Consider the following 16,402-nt stretch of genomic DNA (forward strand, 5'->3'; position numbering starts at 1 on the left):
CTATCAATGACAAAATCTATAATAACGTCATATTAGTGTCACAATAAAACGCTACAGTAAGCACAAGTCAAAAAACTTATGTCATTAAAAATTATCTTATCTGAGGTGTAGTATGTCGTTGCGCCAAATTAATCTTATCTGTCTCTGTATCACACTCGCGGTTATGCTTACCTTTAATAATTAATGTCATTTAATGCTCTTTTCTTGATTCGTCTCGATTCATCCCCATATATTTGATATAGCCTTTCAAATAGCCAACGGATATCAGCACATGTATCAAAATGTCGCTCTTGAATTAAACGAACAGAATCTTCAGCAAATCATCGATCAATCAATACAAACACCGGTGGTGATCAGTTTTTGGGCGCCTTCAATGCCAGAAACGCTAGAAGTAAATGCAATCCTTGAAAAAATTGCCCGTGAATACCAAGGACAATTTACGCTAGCAACGGTGAACTGTGAGACTCAACAGATGGTTGCTTCTCAATTTGGTGTACGTGGATTACCTACTGTCGCCCTATTTAAAGGGGGCCAACCTACTGATGGCTCAGCGGGTCCACAAACAGAACAAAGTTTACGTGAAATGCTAACCCGTCATTTACCAACCCCCGAAGAATTACAACTACAACACGCATTAGCGTTAGTAAAAAGTGAAGATTACAATCAAGCACTCGCATTACTACGTCAGTTAGCACAAAAATTTCCTAAAAATAGTGTGATTGAGCTGGCGATTGCTGAATGCTTAGTGGCTGCGGGATTATTTGATGAAGCAGAGTTAATTCTTGAAACCATTCCGATGCAAGATCAAGATGCACAATATAAAGGACTACTTGCCAAGCTTGAATTACATAAACAAGCGGGTAACTCGCCTGAAATACAATTATTAGAAGAAAAATTAGCGGCAAACCCAAGTGATGCCAATATTGCTTTTGAGCTTGCGGTTCAATACAGCCAAGTAAACCGTAATGAAGAAGCATTAGCACTCTTATTAAATATTCTTCGTAGCGATCTTAATTTTGCTGACGGTAATGCTAAAAAGACCATGATGGATATTTTAGCGGCACTCGGACAAGGCAACCCGATTGCAGGAACTTATCGTCGTCAACTGTATTCTTTACTATATTAAGTGATAGACCAATAAAAAGGCCCGTCAGCGTCATGCTTACGGGCCTTTTTTATTCAGCAAATTAAACCTAACTGCTAACGTGCATTCGTTTTTTCAAACACTAAAAATTTATTGCCTGAGTCAACAACCAAAGTATTATTAATAACTTCAATACTGGTCGCACTACGTAATACATTCAACATATTTTCTTCCTGAGTAACAAGTTCAGGTAAGCAAATTCTACGGGTGACACTAGGTAAAGTAAAACTACCATCAGCCGCAATTAGGCGTCCTTTAAATTGATTACAACCTGTAAAACCAGACACTTTCATATCAGCATTAATATCTAATTTAGGTTTATGCTTTGTTACACCAGGGATACATACGCCCCCCTTTAGTGTCCATTCCCCTACAAGTTGAGTTGATTTATTCAGTTGTTGATTAGAAAAACAACCTGTCAATGAAATGGCTAATAGTATTAATAAACAAAATTTACTTTTTTTCATCATCGCTCTATAACTCAATCTTAATCTCAATAGACTGCTTTTTCATTTAGAAACAAGCTATTGAGATAACAATCGCATAAAACAATGCCGATGATCTCTCATCGGCATTAATATTCAAACTATACAGTCTGTACTATCGTCTTAATTACTTAAGGATGATTTGTACTGAACGCTGAACGTAGTTAGTGCTGTCAGCTGAGTTAGTTTGGATTGGGTTGCTGTTAGCTACGTGAGAAACAGTTAGGCGAGATGCGCTAATACCGTTTGCTTCTAGGAAGCTAGCAACGTTCGCTGCACGTTCTGCAGAGATTTTTTCGTTGATTGCTTGGCTACCAACTTTATCAGTACGACCGATAATTTGAGCGTTAACTTCTGGGTTAGCTTGCATAGTTGCAACAACTTCGCCTAGGTTGTAACGGCCGTAGTCGTTTAACTTAGTTTGACCATTTTGGTATGGAAGAACGTAAGAAGAACGAGTTGGGATTTGTGCTTCAACAGCAACTTCTTTAACAACTTCTACAGTGTTTGTAACAACTGCTGGTGTAGCAGGTTGACCAAACTTGTATGTCATACCCCAGTACGCTTGAGTTAGATCAGCGTGACCTTGTGAAGTACGTAGGTTTTGGTAGTAATCAGCACCGATTTGAGTAGATAGTGCGTGAGTGATCTGGTAAGACAGACCTAAACCACCAGTTGCTGAGAAGCTATCAGAATGCATGTGGAATACTTGATTAGCATCTTTGTCATTAGCATAGATGTAAGTACCACCTACTTTAGCAAATGCAGATAGTTTCTGTGTAAGAGGTAGATTACCTTTAATACCTACAGTTGCAAGGTTTAGGTCAGAGTTACCTAGGTCATGCATGAAGTCGTAGCTAGCGTATACGCCAACATATTGGTTGAAGTCGTAACCAGCATCTAGTTTAGCACTTGGAGCGCTAGTTTGGCCGTTGAATGCACCTGAATCTGCGCTACCAACATAACCCATACCTAGTGCACCACCAACCCAGAAACCGTGGCCTTGACCAGCGTACCAGTGACCAGTTGCAGCTGATTGACTTAGAGCAGTGTTATTTGTAGCCGTTGCAGGTGCATCAGCAGCCATTGCAGATGTAGCAACGCCTAGAGATAAAGCTGCTACTACAGCTAGAGATAGAGATTTCAATTTCATGTTTAACTCCATTGGTTAAATGCTTTAAAACTTTCTAATTGTCTGTCCATATAAGTGCGTACTATCTATTTTTTTAAGCGTGTATCGCAGGACAGTCTTTGTTAGGAACCCCACCATTTTGTGACTGAGTTGGCATTAAGGCAAATAATAAAAAATGATGTTCACAATTAATTGTTGTTTTTTCACACGCGTCAAAAAAATGACTTCTGAAAAATAAATCTTTCAGAAATAATTTAGATAAATGAAAATAACGTTTTTTTTAAACGATTTAATTCATATAAAAAAAGATAAAAATAATACAAAAACCCAATATAACCACTAATAAACAATATGTTATATACAAAATATCACATAAGCATCACTTAAAAAAAAATATGAAAAACATACTTTTTTATACTATAGATAATGTGATAAATAATCATATGGCGCTATTTAAGATGCCAATTATCCTTTATCATCTCTTCCATAAATATTTTTTTTTGTTAGCATTTGCTTTGAAAATAAAGATCCGAGATGTGTAATGGACTTTTTCATGGTCGAAATAGAAGAACTAACTCCCTTGTTACGCTTTTATCTCTACCAAAAAATGATGATTTTATGTCGCTATAAAAACCAGGCGCTTCGATACTGAAAGCAATAACAATAAAAAGCAGTAGTCATATAAAACATACGCTGCGCAAAACAGATACTAAGATAGGTAGTTAGAGCCATGATCATATATAAATACGGTAAGGATGTTTTTGAACCGCAAAAAAGCGCTTATACCAACCAAGAAGCCACCACTAAACTAAGTGCTAGCGAAACAAAAATCCTCCAATTTTTAATTGATAACAGTGGCGAAATTATCAGTAGAGAAAAACTACTTGAAATTGGTTGGCCAGATAAGGTTGTGGTACCAAACTCATTGAATGTTGCTATTGCTAACTTACGCAAAGCATTTAAGAGCAAAAATGAAATTATCATTACGATTAAAGGTGCGGGTTTTACTATCGCGAATAACACTTTTATTCAGCAACAGTTTCAACCTGAAGTTGTTATCGATAATGAGCAACATCAAACAGAACAATTACAACCAGCCGATAACCTTACTGAAAATAATGCGGCAGGTACTGAAACAAATAACACTAAAACACCGTCAAAGAACAACGCATTTCCTACCATGGCAAAAATAGGTTATAGCGTTTGTTTAACGGTTATGTTTGCTTGGATTATGCTTTGGGCTAGTAGTTGGCAATCACCGCCTTGTGTTACCGTTAATAATCAAAAGATTTGTGGTAATATTGAATTGCTCAATCTACAAAAGTTGCCACAAAACTTGAGTGGTAAAAATACGGTTTACATTGATACCACTGGAAAAATGTATGAAAAAATTTAAATATATTGTCATAGCATTATTACTTCTAATGCTATACCCCGTTATTAACGGTATGGGGTGTGACTTTAACTATAAATACGTAAATTCCAATCACGAACAATTTGGCAGCTGTAAATTCGGCCAATACACATTAATTGACTATCCTAATCCTAAACAAGATAACGGCTACACGGTATTAAAAGGACTCTATTTTTATGCCTTTGGTAATGCGGCAGTATTAGTCGTTGATACAGAAGATCACACGAAAAAAATCACCGATGCTGCAATTGAAAGCCTCAATTGGACTCATGAACGTTTTTGGCATCAATTTAATCTCAAACGATTAGATAAAAATACAATGGTCAGCTATAGCTCATCACCTAAAAAAGCACTACATGTCATTCCTTATGATGGTACCTTATCTATGACAGATAGTGGTCACTAACAAACTAACGGCTAAATAATCATTATTTAGCCGTTTTTCGTTAGGCTTTCCAAAATCGGGCAATGCGCACTTTTGTCTCCCGGACACTGATCCGTTAATGCTACCAATGTTAATTTAATTTGCTTTAACTCTTCAATTTTATGATCAATTTCTATCAATTTTTGCAGTGCTTTTTGCTTAACATCTCGACTATGACGATCTGGATTTGTCGATAAAGCCAATAACTGCTGGCATTCCTCTAATGAAAAACCAATCATTCGTGAACGTTTAATTAATAACAATTCAGCAATGTGACTTTCATTATAATAACGGTAACCATTGGACCCACGAGGCGCAGCACTGATCACCCCTTTACTTTCATAAAAACGAATCGTTTTTGCCGTCAATCCTGTTTGTTTAGCGACATCACTGATACTCATCATCACTTATTCCCTCTATATAGTTAAACAACTCTTGACATTATAGTTACTGGAAGGATTATGCTAGGTACATTATTTCATCTAAGCATAAAAAGGCGAGCACATGAATACAATAACTCTTCCTCTTGCCAATGTAAGTTGTATGCATTGCGTCAATAAAATTCGTGATGCTATCAGCCTATTACCTAACATCCAACTCATTGATATAGATACTGAACAACTAACAGTATCTGTAGACAGCTCTTTACCTAATTTGTTCGATGCTATTTCAGCATTAGGCTACCAAGTCGGCTTCCATTATCAATTGCCTCTTACAGGGTTATCTTGTGGACGCTGTGTGGCAAAAATAGAACAAGCCTTAACCGCACGTCATGACATTGCACACTTTAATATTACTAAACAGTTAGCAGATGTTTATGGTGCAATCAGTGAGCAAGCACTAACAAACATAATTGTCGAATTAGGCTATCAAGTCGTAACACATTCAGCGGCACAACATTATGATTTCACATTAAATGGCCTTTCTTGTGGTAAATGTGTGGCTAAATTGACCACAGCATTAACTCAAGACAATATTGAAATTATTACACTAGATAAAAATGCACTCAGTGTAGTAACGTCATTAACTGCTGACGATATTATCGCCATTGTGACCACAACCGGCTATCAAGCAACATTACATACTGATATTGAACCAATAACTGAGACCGATACAGTGATCGCCCCTGAGCCTGAGCCTGAGCCTGAGCCTGAGCCGATTATCGCACTTCAAGACAATGCAACTCAATTACTGCTATCAGGATTAACTTGTGCCAGTTGTGTTGCATCAGTCGAGAAAGCCATTAAAGCGGTTGATGGGGTTAGTAATGTTAACGTTAACCTTGCTGAGCGTACGGCTTTAATTTACGGCCAAGCACCGTTACAAGCAATTATACAGGCTATTGAAAGTGCAGGTTATGGCGCAGAAGAGAGTGAAGATGACCAAACCCGCCGAATTCGTCAACAACAGCAAAATCAACAAACATTTAAAACCCATATCCGTAATGCTACAGCCTCTCTTGCATTAGGTGTACCGTTAATGGCATGGGGGATATTTGGCGGAAGTATGGTGATTAACTCGACGACCAGCCAGATAAGTTGGGGCATTATCGGTTTGATCACTTTGGCGTTATTAGTTACAGCAGGTAAAGACTTCTATATCAATAGTTGGAAAGCTTTCCTACATCACCGTGCCACCATGGATACCCTTGTTGCGCTAGGTACAGGTGCTGCATGGCTATTTTCAATGACAGTTGTTCTTGCTCCTAATTTATTCCCATTGGCTGCTCGTCACGTGTATTTTGAAGCATCAGCAATGATAATTGGTCTAATCACTATTGGCCATGCATTAGAAGCGCGTGCTCGTAGTCGTACATCAAAAGCGTTAGAACGTTTAATCGATCTTCAACCTCAAACCGCAATTGTGGTTGAAAATGGTCAAGAAATAGAACGTCCTCTAAGTGCAGTTATTGCAGGAATGACATTACGTTTAAAACCTGGGGCCAAAGTTGCAGTTGATGGTCTTGTTATTGAAGGAACAAGCTATCTTGACGAATCAATGCTGACAGGAGAGCCTCTTGCGGTGCATAAAAAAGCGGGGGATCACGTTCGCGCAGGGACAATTAATCAGCAAGGCAGTTTACTTTTTAAAGCAGAACATATTGGCAGTGACACCATGCTGGCACGTATTATTCAATTAGTCCGCCAAGCACAAAGCAGTAAACCCGCACTGGCACGCTTAGCTGATACTATCTCAAGTGTCTTTGTACCAAGTGTTATGATCATTGCCATAATAACCGCCATGGCTTGGTATTATTTTGGTCCACAACCCGCATCTGTATATATGCTTGTTGCCGCAACAACGGTACTTATTATTGCCTGTCCATGTGCATTAGGCTTAGCAACACCAATGTCAGTAACCGTTGGTGTTGGCCGTGCAGCAGAGCTGGGTATTCTTATTAAAGATGCCGAAGCAATGCAACAAGCCGCAAGTATTGATACCGTGGTATTAGATAAAACGGGTACATTAACCGAGGGTAAACCACAAGTTGTTGATTATAAAATTTATAATACACTAACTCGTGAGCAGCTAATTCAATTGGCTGCAAGCTTAGAGCAAGGTTCTGAGCACCCACTTGCCAATGCTATTGTTAAATCAGCACAGCAACAACAGTTACAATTGTACCCACACAGTGACTTCATGACGTATTCAGGATTGGGTGTTTCCGGCACAGTAGATCAACACCAACTACTGTTAGGTAATGCTAAATTCATGGTTCAGAATAATATTACGATTAACCATGCTGAAGCAGATTTCAATTTCATTGCTAATCAAGGTGCAACACCTGTCTATCTTGCACAGAATGGTGCTTTAGCTGGCATTATTGGTATTAGTGATCCATTACGTAAAGATTCATTGTCCGCTGTTAAACGGATGCAAAAAATGGGCCTTAAAGTCGTTATGTTAACAGGTGACAGTGTTAAAACTGCCAAAGTTATTGCCAATAAACTCGGTATCACTGACGTCGTTGCTGAAGTATTACCAGATGGTAAAGCGGCACAAATCACCTTATTACAACAACAAGGTCGACGCGTAGTTATGGTGGGTGATGGTATTAATGATGCGCCGGCTCTAGCATTGGCTGAAGTTGGTATTGCAATGGGTAGTGGTACTGATGTTGCGATTGAAAGTGCGCAATTTACCTTAATGCGTCATTCACTACACGGTGTTGCTGATGCATTAGAGTTATCAAAAGCAACACTACGAAATATCAAAGAAAATTTATTTGGTGCCTTTGTTTACAATACATTAGGCATTCCAATTGCTGCTGGTGTGTTATTCCCTCTTACAGGAACACTGCTTAGCCCTGTTATTGCAGGTGCAGCGATGGCGTTATCATCCATTACCGTAGTAAGTAATGCTAACCGGTTACGTTTATTTAAGCCAAGCCGACAAGATCAGGAGAAATAATATGTGTTTATTATTAGGCGTTGCCGCAATTGGATTTATTGTCTGGTGGTTCTGGCTTAATCCACGTTCTCGTAATTCAAAATAATACGAGTCCAATAATTGGATAATCATATTAAGGCTACTTCGGTAGCCTTTTTTGATCTCGTTTTCTATCAATCTTTGGTATAACTTAATCAATGTTTCTTAATCGGTGGTACGCATGTTCAAATCTCTCTTATCAAAGGCATTATTAGTGCTGCCTTTTATTGCTCAACCTATACTTGCCGACCCTATTGTATGGAAAATTTATGACCAACAACGTGAATTTTATGTCCTAAGCTCAATTCATGCGGGTAAAGAGGCAATGTTCCCTCTGCCTGATATATTTCTTGAGCAATGGCAACAAGCTGATGCCTTAATTGTAGAAGCTAATATACTACAACAATCACCAGTTACGCCCACACTATCCCCGCCCTTTACGCACCAAGCATTACCTGAACCAGTCCTCAAAAAATTAAAAAAAATCACGACTACATTGAACATTCCATTTGAAGCATTATTGCAACAACCACCGTGGTTAACGGCCGTAACGCTACAGTTAGCTCTAGCTAATAAGCTCGACCTTAAATCAGACTATGGTATTGATTATGTATTGTTGCAGCGTGCTCAACAGCAACATCTTCCTATTCTAGAATTAGAAAGTGTTAGCCAGCAATTCAATATGCTTGAAAACCTGCCTGAGAATGGTGCACCAATGCTGATAGAAACCATCAATGAATGGGATAGAACCCAGTCATCATTACGTTGTTTGGTTAAAGTATGGCAACATGGAGACAGTGAAAAACTTGAGCAACTTTTCCAAGAGAGCCAAATTGATCCAACTACTGATGATGCTTTAATTTTTGATCGTAACAAACGTTGGGCTGAAACACTTGCACACACCGCCCCCTATCAATCAGGAAAATTTATGATTGTGGTTGGTGCCTTTCATTTAATTGGCGATCAAGGACTGCCTAATCTAATGAAACAGCAAGGCTTTAAGGTTGAGAAAATCACCTCAAGTACAGAAGCCAATTGCAACTAAAGTGGGATTTCTTAATAGTGGTCGGTGAAGAGCTAGGTTCTAATATCAGTAAACCCCCGCCCCTCTGGTCCGCTACACCTAACATCAGAGATGCGCTATCAAACTGTGCTATTCACTATTACCACACACTACAGACGAAAAAAAACCTGAATCTTTCGATTCAGGTTTCTTAATAGTGGTCGGTGAAGAGCTAGATTCTAATTTCGGTGAACCCCCGACCCTCTGGTCCGCCACACCTAACATCAGAGATGCGCTATCAAACTGTGCTATTCACTATTACCACACACTACAGACGAAAAAAAACCTGAATCTTTCGATTCAGGTTTCTTAATAGTGGTCGGTGAAGAGGGATTCGAACCCCCGACCCTCTGGTCCCAAACCAGATGCGCTACCAAACTGCGCTATTCACCGACTAATTCTTTTCTAGGAACGCTGCTAGAAGGGTCAACCCTCTGGTCCGCTATTCCTAACATCAGAGATGCGCTATAAAACTGCGCTATTCACCGACAATGTTTAGGCTTACAAGGCCAAGGTCTCTAACAAAAGATAACCTGAATAATGGGGTGGCTAACGAGGCTTGAACTCGCGACAACCGGAATCACAATCCGGGACTCTACCAACTGAGCTATAGCCACCATTGTAAGTGGTCGGTGAAGAGGGATTCGAACCCCCGACCCTCTGGTCCCAAACCAGATGCGCTACCAAACTGCGCTATTCACCGACAATAATAATGGTTTTAACAAACCACTACTTTTAAATAGTGGTCGGTGAAGAGGGATTCGAACCCCCGACCCTCTGGTCCCAAACCAGATGCGCTACCAAACTGCGCTATTCACCGACTTAATTCTTTTCGAGAAGCGTTATTAACTAACATATTCTCTGATAATAATGGTTTTAACAAACCACTACTTTTTAAATAGTGGTCGGTGAAGAGGGATTCGAACCCCCGACCCTCTGGTCCCAAACCAGATGCGCTACCAAACTGCGCTATTCACCGACTTAATTCTTTTCTAGGAACGCTGCTAGAAGGGTTAACCCTCTGGTCCGCTATTCCTAACATCAGAGATGCGCTATCAAACTGCGCTATTCACCGACAATAATAATGGTTTTAACAAACCACTACTTTTAAATAGTGGTCGGTGAAGAGGGATTCGAACCCCCGACCCTCTGGTCCCAAACCAGATGCGCTACCAAACTGCGCTATTCACCGACTTAATTCTTTTCTAGGAACGCTACTAGAAGGGTCAACCCTCTGGTCCGCTATTCCTAACATCAGAGATGCGCTACCAAACTGCGCTATTCACCGACTAATTCTTTTCTAGGAACGCTGCTAGAAGGGTTAACCCTCTGGTCCGCTATTCCTAACATCAGAGATGCGCTATCAAACTGCGCTATTCACCGACAATAATAATGGTTTTAACAAACCACTACTTTTAAATAGTGGTCGGTGAAGAGGGATTCGAACCCCCGACCCTCTGGTCCCAAACCAGATGCGCTACCAAACTGCGCTATTCACCGACTAATTCTTTTCTAGGAACGCTACTAGAAGGGTCAACCCTCTGGTCCGCTATTCCTAACATCAGAGATGCGCTATCAAACTGCGCTATTCACCGACTAATTCTTTTCTAGGAACGCTACTAGAAGGGTCAACCCTCTGGTCCGCTATTCCTAACATCAGAGATGCGCTATCAAACTGCGCTATTCACCGACTTAATTCTGTATGCTTGTAAACAAGCGGGCTTTAAAAGCCAAATGCTAACTGGAGATCAACATTTTATAATATGGGGTGGCTAACGAGGCTTGAACTCGCGACAACCGGAATCACAATCCGGGACTCTACCAACTGAGCTATAGCCACCATTGTAGTGGTCGGTGAAGAGGGATTCGAACCCCCGACCCTCTGGTCCCAAACCAGATGCGCTACCAAACTGCGCTATTCACCGACTAATTCTTTTCTAGGAACGCTGCTAGAAGGGTCAACCCTCTGGTCCGCTATTCCTAACATCAGAGATGCGCTATCAAACTGCGCTATTCACCGACTAATTTTTATTAAGAATGCAGCTAGAAGATCAACCATCTGGCCCGCTATTCCTAACATCAGAGATGCACTATCAAACTGTGCTATTCACCGACTTTTCAACGCGCTATGCGTTGTTGAGGTCGCTTATAATACTCGCCATTTTTATTTTAGCAACCCCTATACGGTATTTTTTTTGTAACTAAAAAATATGCTTACTAATCCAGCTATTTTAAGAGGTAACAATGACTTATTCTGTATAAAATACAATCAACTATCCACTTTTGCAGTAATTCCAAAGTCTTAATGATAAATATCATTACATGACATAGTTGATATTAAATAAATTTAAGTGCTTAAACCCTTAAATAACTACCTTTATCTTTCTTAATATATTCACTTTTGTTTCAATTAAGCGCAGGTATACTAAAATTATTGCTTAATTATAGTGAGCCTATTATGTCTAATAATGAATTAGATCTCTTTAAAGAGATGATGGCCGATGTAGCGCCGATAAAACAAGATACAATTTTAATCCAACAAAAATACCAAGTGTCTGAAGCTCAACTTGCTCGACGTCTTGCGGCACAAACACTAGCAAATGGTAATATTGATTATCTCTCGCTTGATAACGCTAATATGGTCAAACCTGATGACATGATTGAGTTTAAACGTGATGGGGTTCAATTAGCTGTATTTAAGAAAATGCGACAAGGTAAATATGACATTCATGCCCGTCTAGATCTTCATAAAAAGACCTTATCTCAAGCTCGAGATGAAATACTGGCTTTTTTAAAACAATCTCAACGTTTAGATATTCGTACGGTTATGATTGTTCATGGCAAAGGAGAACGAAGTAATCCTCCTGCATTAATGAAAAGTTTTGTCACCACTTGGCTAGAACAAATTTCTGATGTGCTTTGTTTTCACTCCGCATTGCGCCAGCATGGTGGAACGGGAGCGCTTTACGTAATGATCAAGAAAAGTGCAGAAAAGAAACAACAAACCCGCGATCGACATCTAAACCATCGAGACGCCTAACAAAACATAACCAAAACCAATAATTAATAAATTACTGATAAAAAAAGCAAATACCGCAACTTCGATAAAAAAGACACCCTTAGCCAAAGAGTAAGATAAATATATCCTAGGGTTAAATTGTTTTGAATTTAATTATCATACAATTTAAGTAAAGTCGCCGCCCTAGGAGATTATTCATGAATTCAGAAATACGCCCAATGCTGCTAATGCTAGTGTCTACATTTAGCTTATCAGTAACAGGATTGTTAGCTAAATGGCTAACCCACAGCTTTGACCCTGCATGGCTATGTTTTTTTCGCCTCTTATTCCCTGCGATTCTGGCCTTTTGGTTAATGGTGATCACCCAATGGTCACAACCCAATAAACAAGCGTGGAGTGGTTTAATCGTTCGCGGTATTTGTATTACAGGTAGCCAACTTTGTTTTCTTGCCTCAATTAAACACCTTAGCCTTGTTGAAGCCGTTGTTTTATTTGGTACCAGTCCTTTATTTGTTCCAATTTTAGAACGTATCTTTTTTAAAACACCGATCAAGCGCCTAATTATTATTAATTTAGGTATTACGTTTACTGGCTTACTTTTTATTGCGGGTAACCTGGAACAAATGAAATTTGGTGGTAGTTTATTATTAGGTTTAGCGGGCGGTATTTTTAATGCTGGCTCACAAGTGGCGATGTACCGATCAAGTAAAAGTAACCTAACACCTTTAGGGGTAAGTGCTTGGAGCTTTATCATTGCCTCAATATTTTTAGTACCATTCTTGATGTTCTCACCAATGACTACGGCGGTAGAGTGGCACACATTAACGGGTTGGCAGCATCCTTTACTATTACTCTTGCTATTTATGGCGGTATGTACGGTTAATACACAAGTGTTCCGCGCCAAAGCTTACCAACTTGCAGAATCAGGTTCACAATTAGCACCGATTATTTTTACTAATTTAATTTTCTCAGCAATTTGGCAATTCATGTTCTTTAATCACCCAATGTCATGGAACAAAATTGTGGGAGTTAGCTTAATTATATTAGCGACACTCTTAAATACTTTTGTACCCATTTGGTTACGTAACAAAAGATACCAGCCTAATTGTTAATATAAAATAGCCGAACTCAGTTCGGCTATTTTGATGTTTTGGTATAATTAAGCTAACCACACCACACGTAATGCTAATCCCAGTAAAACTATCCCTGACAGACGATCGATCATTTGTGCTTTTGTTCTTAACACTGTGAGAACGCGTGGATAAGATAAAATACTCGCAATTAATGTATACCATAATCCATCTACCAATAGTGGTGTGGCAACAATAATTACTTTTGATGAAACTTCATTACCTACCGCGACAAATTGACTAAACAGCGCTAAAAAAAATAACGCTAATTTAGGATTAAATAACGAGATCATCACCCCATCACGCGCAGCTTCAAGCAATGAGCTTGATTGTCCCTGTGCTAATTTTGCAGCAACACCGCCTTTAGAACGTAATGCATTAAGTCCTAAATAAGCTAAATACCCAGCACCAACATAACTGACACTGGTAAATAATAGGGGTGATTGATGCAGAACGACCGCTAACCCAAGTAAGGTAAGTAATGCGTAACATCCCACACCACAAGCATGAGCCCACGCACAAACAATGCCATGCCAACGTCCACCGGATAGGCTATGTTTGGCCACTACCGCTAAACTGGGTCCCGGTGACATCGCACCTAATAGACAAATGAGTAATAAAGAAAGCCAAATAGTAATAGTCATTGCTAATCTCCTTTTATCAATGAATATATCGGGATTCTTTATTACCCCAATGCGTTGTTATTGGTTAATCTTGTTTTGCGATAAGTGCAAAATGACCACTGGTTAATGCCACTAAATCTTTCGCAGCTAATTCTATTTCCAAACCACGACGCCCGGCACTAACACAAATAGTCTCAAACTGCTCTGCGCTACTATCAACAAACGTCGGCAAGCGTTTTTTCTGTCCTAGCGGACTAATACCACCCACAATATAGCCTGTCACTTTTTCGGCTAATTTAGGATCTGCCATTTCTGCTTTTTTACCACCAGCGGCTTTAGCGGCTGCCTTTAGATCTAACATCCCTGCGACAGGAACCACTGCCACAGCCAAGTTTTTAGGATCACCATTTAATGCAAATAATAGTGTTTTAAAAACTCGATGAGGATCTAACCCTAAAATTTCCGCAGCTTCATGACCAAAGTTATTATTAGCAGGATCATGTTCGTATTGATGAACTTGAAATTCAATTTTATTTTTTTTTGCTAATTTAATTGCAGGTGTCATAACATTTTCTCTTACAACTTGATTAATCAAACAGTTGTAATTAGCTCCCCTTTTATTCACATCATATCCATCAAAGAAGCTAACCACATCTGTTTACCAAAACAGAACTATATACCGAGATATATTTTTTAAAAAGTATAAAAAAAAAGGCGCTGAAAATTCAGCGCCGTAAAAAATAGATTTAGATAATAGTCATCACTTATTTATAAATAATCTCACCTTTTGGTGCATATTTATTAACGTCAATTGGGCTATTATTTTGTAAAAATTCTTTTAAAACTTCTGCATCAACAAATCCGGTATTGACATAACCTGAGTGATGACTAACTTTTGGATAACCATCGCCACCCGCAGCATTAAAACTTGGTACAGTAAAACGGTAAGTCTTATTCATTAATAATGGCTGACCACCAATCTTCACATCACTCACTTGCCCCTTAGCAACCGTCATACTAATGCCATAAAATTGCGCGTAAGCACCTGAATCAATAGGCTTAGTTGCGACAACATTTAAATAGTCTAAAACTTCTTTTCCTGACATATCAATATAAGACACAATATTGCCAAAAGGTTGTACTGTCAGCACATCTTTATAGGTAATGTCACCAGCATTAATTGAATCACGTACACCACCGGAATTCATCACCGCAAAATCAGCTTTCGCACGTTGCATGTGTGAAGCAGCAATTAAGCGACCTAAATTAGTCTGCTTAAAACGCACCACATTACGATCACCTTCTAACTTACCGTTAGACTCAGCAATTTTAACCGTTAGTTGTTCTTGACCTTTTTCTTGAAATGGCGTTAAAAACGATAGTACTTCTGGATTTTGTTGAATTTCATTTTGAATAAACACCCGTTTTTGAGTGCCATCTTCTAATTTGATTTTTTTCTTTAAATTCACAGGAATTAAATCATAACTAATTAGATTTAATTCACCATTTTGAAATTCAAAATCAGCACGCCCAACGTATTTGCCCCATTCATGAGCTTGGACTATCCATGTACCATTTTGTTGATCAGGCGTACATTTATCACCTGGCTTAAAGTTGTTATTGGTTTTATTTGGCCCTTCCATACAAACAGGTTCTTGTGAGTGGCCACCAACAATCATATCAAGATCGCCATCATCCACATAACGCGCCAGTGCAACATCACCAGGCGCATTAATACCGCGTTGACCATCTTCATAGTGACCCATATGAGTCGCAGCAATGATAACGTCTGGCTTTTCATTTTGTTCAAGCTCAGCGATCACACGCTTAGCTTCAGCTTTTGGATCTCGAAATTCAATAGCACCGATATATTCTGGATTACCAATTTTTGCAGTATCTTCAGTCGTTAATCCAATAACCGCGATTTTGATCCCTTGTTGTTCAAAAATCTGATATGGCTTAAATAAACGTTCACCCGTTTTTTTATCGTAAATATTAGCCGATAACATCGGGAATTTAGCCCATTGTTGCTGTTTACGTAAAACATCAAGTGGGTTATCAAATTCATGGTTACCTAATGCCATCGCATCATAGCCTAACATGTTCATGCCTTTAAAATCAGGCTCTGCATCTTGTAAATCTGATTCTGGCACGCCAGTATTAATATCACCACCTGAAAGCAATAATGTAGTGCCACCTTCAGCTTTTACCTCTGCACGAATATTATCTAACAACGTTTTACGTGCCGCCATTCCATACTCACCATTTTGGTTTTGCCAAAAACGGCCATGGTTATCATTAGTATGCAAAATAGTAATGCGATAGGTTTTATCTGCATTCCATTTTGTCGCAGTATCAGCTGTCGATGTCGCACACCCAGACAGTACAGCAAGTAGCGCAGCAGTTAATGCAGTTTTAGCAAATAGACGTTGTTTCATGTTATCCACCTTAACGATTTTAATCATCGATGCCACCATTTTGGATAGCAAAAAACAACTAAAATTGATGCAAAAATAATCGTGTTATTTGATTAAATAGT

General features: G+C 39.1%; 13 protein-coding genes and 9 tRNA genes. 7 read left to right on the forward strand and 15 right to left on the reverse strand.

The features are described from left to right. The first annotated feature begins 271 nt into the window (after positions 1 to 271). Entirely contained in the window at positions 272 to 1,126 is an 855-nt protein-coding gene (locus tag CZ809_RS13195) for a co-chaperone YbbN (RefSeq protein WP_080158087.1), read from the forward strand. Between the two features lie 74 nt (positions 1,127 to 1,200). On the opposite strand, the gene CZ809_RS13200 is transcribed toward CZ809_RS13195, so the two are convergent. Both CZ809_RS13200 and CZ809_RS13205 read right to left on the reverse strand, forming a co-directional pair. Further along, positions 1,201 to 1,611 (reverse strand): META domain-containing protein, encoded by a 411-nt coding sequence (locus CZ809_RS13200; RefSeq protein ID WP_080158088.1) that lies wholly within the window; start codon positions 1,609 to 1,611, stop codon positions 1,201 to 1,203. A 145-nt stretch (positions 1,612 to 1,756) separates the two neighbouring features. After that, positions 1,757 to 2,782 carry an OmpA family protein gene (locus CZ809_RS13205; RefSeq protein WP_080158089.1) on the reverse strand — a complete coding sequence of 342 codons (1,026 nt, stop codon included), beginning with the start codon at positions 2,780 to 2,782 and terminating at the stop codon, positions 1,757 to 1,759. 709 nt (positions 2,783 to 3,491) lie between these two features. Between CZ809_RS13205 and CZ809_RS13210 the strand changes: the two genes are divergently transcribed. After that, positions 3,492 to 4,157 carry a winged helix-turn-helix domain-containing protein gene (locus CZ809_RS13210; protein ID WP_080158090.1) on the forward strand — a complete coding sequence of 222 codons (666 nt, stop codon included), beginning with the start codon at positions 3,492 to 3,494 and terminating at the stop codon, positions 4,155 to 4,157. Beyond that, positions 4,144 to 4,581, forward strand: a complete 438-nt coding sequence (locus CZ809_RS13215; protein WP_080158091.1) for a hypothetical protein — start codon at positions 4,144 to 4,146, stop codon at positions 4,579 to 4,581. The genes CZ809_RS13210 and CZ809_RS13215 overlap by 14 nt, the downstream gene beginning before the upstream one ends. Positions 4,582 to 4,607: 26 nt before the next feature. On the opposite strand, the gene cueR is transcribed toward CZ809_RS13215, so the two are convergent. Next, the gene (gene cueR, locus CZ809_RS13220; RefSeq protein ID WP_080158169.1) at positions 4,608 to 5,000 is read right to left on the reverse strand and encodes a Cu(I)-responsive transcriptional regulator; all 393 of its coding nucleotides are present in this window, start codon (positions 4,998 to 5,000) and stop codon (positions 4,608 to 4,610) included. A gap of 103 nt (positions 5,001 to 5,103) precedes the next feature. On the opposite strand from cueR, the gene CZ809_RS13225 reads away from it, so the two are divergent. Then, on the forward strand, positions 5,104 to 8,010 hold the full coding sequence (locus CZ809_RS13225; RefSeq protein ID WP_080158092.1) for a cation transporter: 2,907 nt from the start codon (positions 5,104 to 5,106) through the stop codon (positions 8,008 to 8,010). Between the two features lie 199 nt (positions 8,011 to 8,209). Next, the gene (locus tag CZ809_RS13230) at positions 8,210 to 9,073 is read left to right on the forward strand and encodes a TraB/GumN family protein (protein WP_080158093.1); all 864 of its coding nucleotides are present in this window, start codon (positions 8,210 to 8,212) and stop codon (positions 9,071 to 9,073) included. 334 nt (positions 9,074 to 9,407) lie between these two features. Here the strand turns inward: CZ809_RS13230 and CZ809_RS13235 are convergent. From CZ809_RS13235 to CZ809_RS13275, 9 genes are all read right to left on the reverse strand, one after another. Beyond that, positions 9,408 to 9,484: transfer RNA gene (locus tag CZ809_RS13235), tRNA-Pro, on the reverse strand. A gap of 148 nt (positions 9,485 to 9,632) precedes the next feature. Further along, positions 9,633 to 9,708, reverse strand: a tRNA-His gene (locus CZ809_RS13240). A gap of 9 nt (positions 9,709 to 9,717) precedes the next feature. Then, positions 9,718 to 9,794: transfer RNA gene (locus tag CZ809_RS13245), tRNA-Pro, on the reverse strand. Between the two features lie 40 nt (positions 9,795 to 9,834). Continuing rightward, positions 9,835 to 9,911 (reverse strand) — tRNA-Pro (locus tag CZ809_RS13250). A gap of 82 nt (positions 9,912 to 9,993) precedes the next feature. Further along, a tRNA-Pro gene (locus CZ809_RS13255) sits at positions 9,994 to 10,070 on the reverse strand. Positions 10,071 to 10,206: 136 nt separating this feature from the next. Next, positions 10,207 to 10,283: transfer RNA gene (locus CZ809_RS13260), tRNA-Pro, on the reverse strand. A gap of 231 nt (positions 10,284 to 10,514) precedes the next feature. After that, positions 10,515 to 10,591 (reverse strand) — tRNA-Pro (locus CZ809_RS13265). Positions 10,592 to 10,855: 264 nt separating this feature from the next. After that, positions 10,856 to 10,931 (reverse strand) — tRNA-His (locus CZ809_RS13270). 8 nt (positions 10,932 to 10,939) lie between these two features. Further along, positions 10,940 to 11,016 (reverse strand) — tRNA-Pro (locus CZ809_RS13275). Between the two features lie 533 nt (positions 11,017 to 11,549). Between CZ809_RS13275 and smrA the strand changes: the two genes are divergently transcribed. Both smrA and CZ809_RS13285 read left to right on the forward strand, forming a co-directional pair. Beyond that, positions 11,550 to 12,131: a DNA endonuclease SmrA gene (smrA, locus tag CZ809_RS13280; protein ID WP_080158094.1), complete on the forward strand. Its 582-nt coding sequence runs from the start codon at positions 11,550 to 11,552 to the stop codon at positions 12,129 to 12,131. A 176-nt stretch (positions 12,132 to 12,307) separates the two neighbouring features. Continuing rightward, the gene (locus CZ809_RS13285; protein ID WP_080158095.1) at positions 12,308 to 13,222 is read left to right on the forward strand and encodes a DMT family transporter; all 915 of its coding nucleotides are present in this window, start codon (positions 12,308 to 12,310) and stop codon (positions 13,220 to 13,222) included. Between the two features lie 47 nt (positions 13,223 to 13,269). Here CZ809_RS13285 and CZ809_RS13290 read toward each other — a convergent pair whose 3' ends face one another. The 3 genes from CZ809_RS13290 to ushA form a co-directional block, all read right to left on the reverse strand. Next, positions 13,270 to 13,884, reverse strand: a complete 615-nt coding sequence (locus CZ809_RS13290; RefSeq protein WP_080158096.1) for a LysE family translocator — start codon at positions 13,882 to 13,884, stop codon at positions 13,270 to 13,272. 64 nt (positions 13,885 to 13,948) lie between these two features. Continuing rightward, on the reverse strand, positions 13,949 to 14,428 hold the full coding sequence (ybaK, locus tag CZ809_RS13295; RefSeq protein WP_080158097.1) for a Cys-tRNA(Pro) deacylase: 480 nt from the start codon (positions 14,426 to 14,428) through the stop codon (positions 13,949 to 13,951). 199 nt (positions 14,429 to 14,627) lie between these two features. Further along, positions 14,628 to 16,301, reverse strand: a complete 1,674-nt coding sequence (ushA, locus tag CZ809_RS13300) for a bifunctional UDP-sugar hydrolase/5'-nucleotidase UshA (RefSeq protein WP_080158170.1) — start codon at positions 16,299 to 16,301, stop codon at positions 14,628 to 14,630. Positions 16,302 to 16,402 lie beyond the last annotated feature (101 nt).

Source organism: Photobacterium piscicola, from assembly GCF_900166965.1.
GTDB classification, from domain to species: Bacteria; Pseudomonadota; Gammaproteobacteria; order Enterobacterales; family Vibrionaceae; genus Photobacterium; species Photobacterium piscicola.

Coding starts and splice junctions, on each gene's coding strand:
- CZ809_RS13195 (WP_080158087.1), top strand. CDS start 272: ATGTATCAAAATGTCGCTCTTGAATTAAACGAACAGAATCTTCAGCAA.
- CZ809_RS13200 (WP_080158088.1), bottom strand. CDS start 1,611: ATGAAAAAAAGTAAATTTTGTTTATTAATACTATTAGCCATTTCATTG.
- CZ809_RS13205 (WP_080158089.1), bottom strand. CDS start 2,782: ATGAAATTGAAATCTCTATCTCTAGCTGTAGTAGCAGCTTTATCTCTA.
- CZ809_RS13210 (WP_080158090.1), top strand. CDS start 3,492: ATGATCATATATAAATACGGTAAGGATGTTTTTGAACCGCAAAAAAGC.
- CZ809_RS13215 (WP_080158091.1), top strand. CDS start 4,144: ATGAAAAAATTTAAATATATTGTCATAGCATTATTACTTCTAATGCTA.
- cueR (WP_080158169.1), bottom strand. CDS start 5,000: ATGAGTATCAGTGATGTCGCTAAACAAACAGGATTGACGGCAAAAACG.
- CZ809_RS13225 (WP_080158092.1), top strand. CDS start 5,104: ATGAATACAATAACTCTTCCTCTTGCCAATGTAAGTTGTATGCATTGC.
- CZ809_RS13230 (WP_080158093.1), top strand. CDS start 8,210: ATGTTCAAATCTCTCTTATCAAAGGCATTATTAGTGCTGCCTTTTATT.
- smrA (WP_080158094.1), top strand. CDS start 11,550: ATGTCTAATAATGAATTAGATCTCTTTAAAGAGATGATGGCCGATGTA.
- CZ809_RS13285 (WP_080158095.1), top strand. CDS start 12,308: ATGAATTCAGAAATACGCCCAATGCTGCTAATGCTAGTGTCTACATTT.
- CZ809_RS13290 (WP_080158096.1), bottom strand. CDS start 13,884: ATGACTATTACTATTTGGCTTTCTTTATTACTCATTTGTCTATTAGGT.
- ybaK (WP_080158097.1), bottom strand. CDS start 14,428: ATGACACCTGCAATTAAATTAGCAAAAAAAAATAAAATTGAATTTCAA.
- ushA (WP_080158170.1), bottom strand. CDS start 16,301: ATGAAACAACGTCTATTTGCTAAAACTGCATTAACTGCTGCGCTACTT.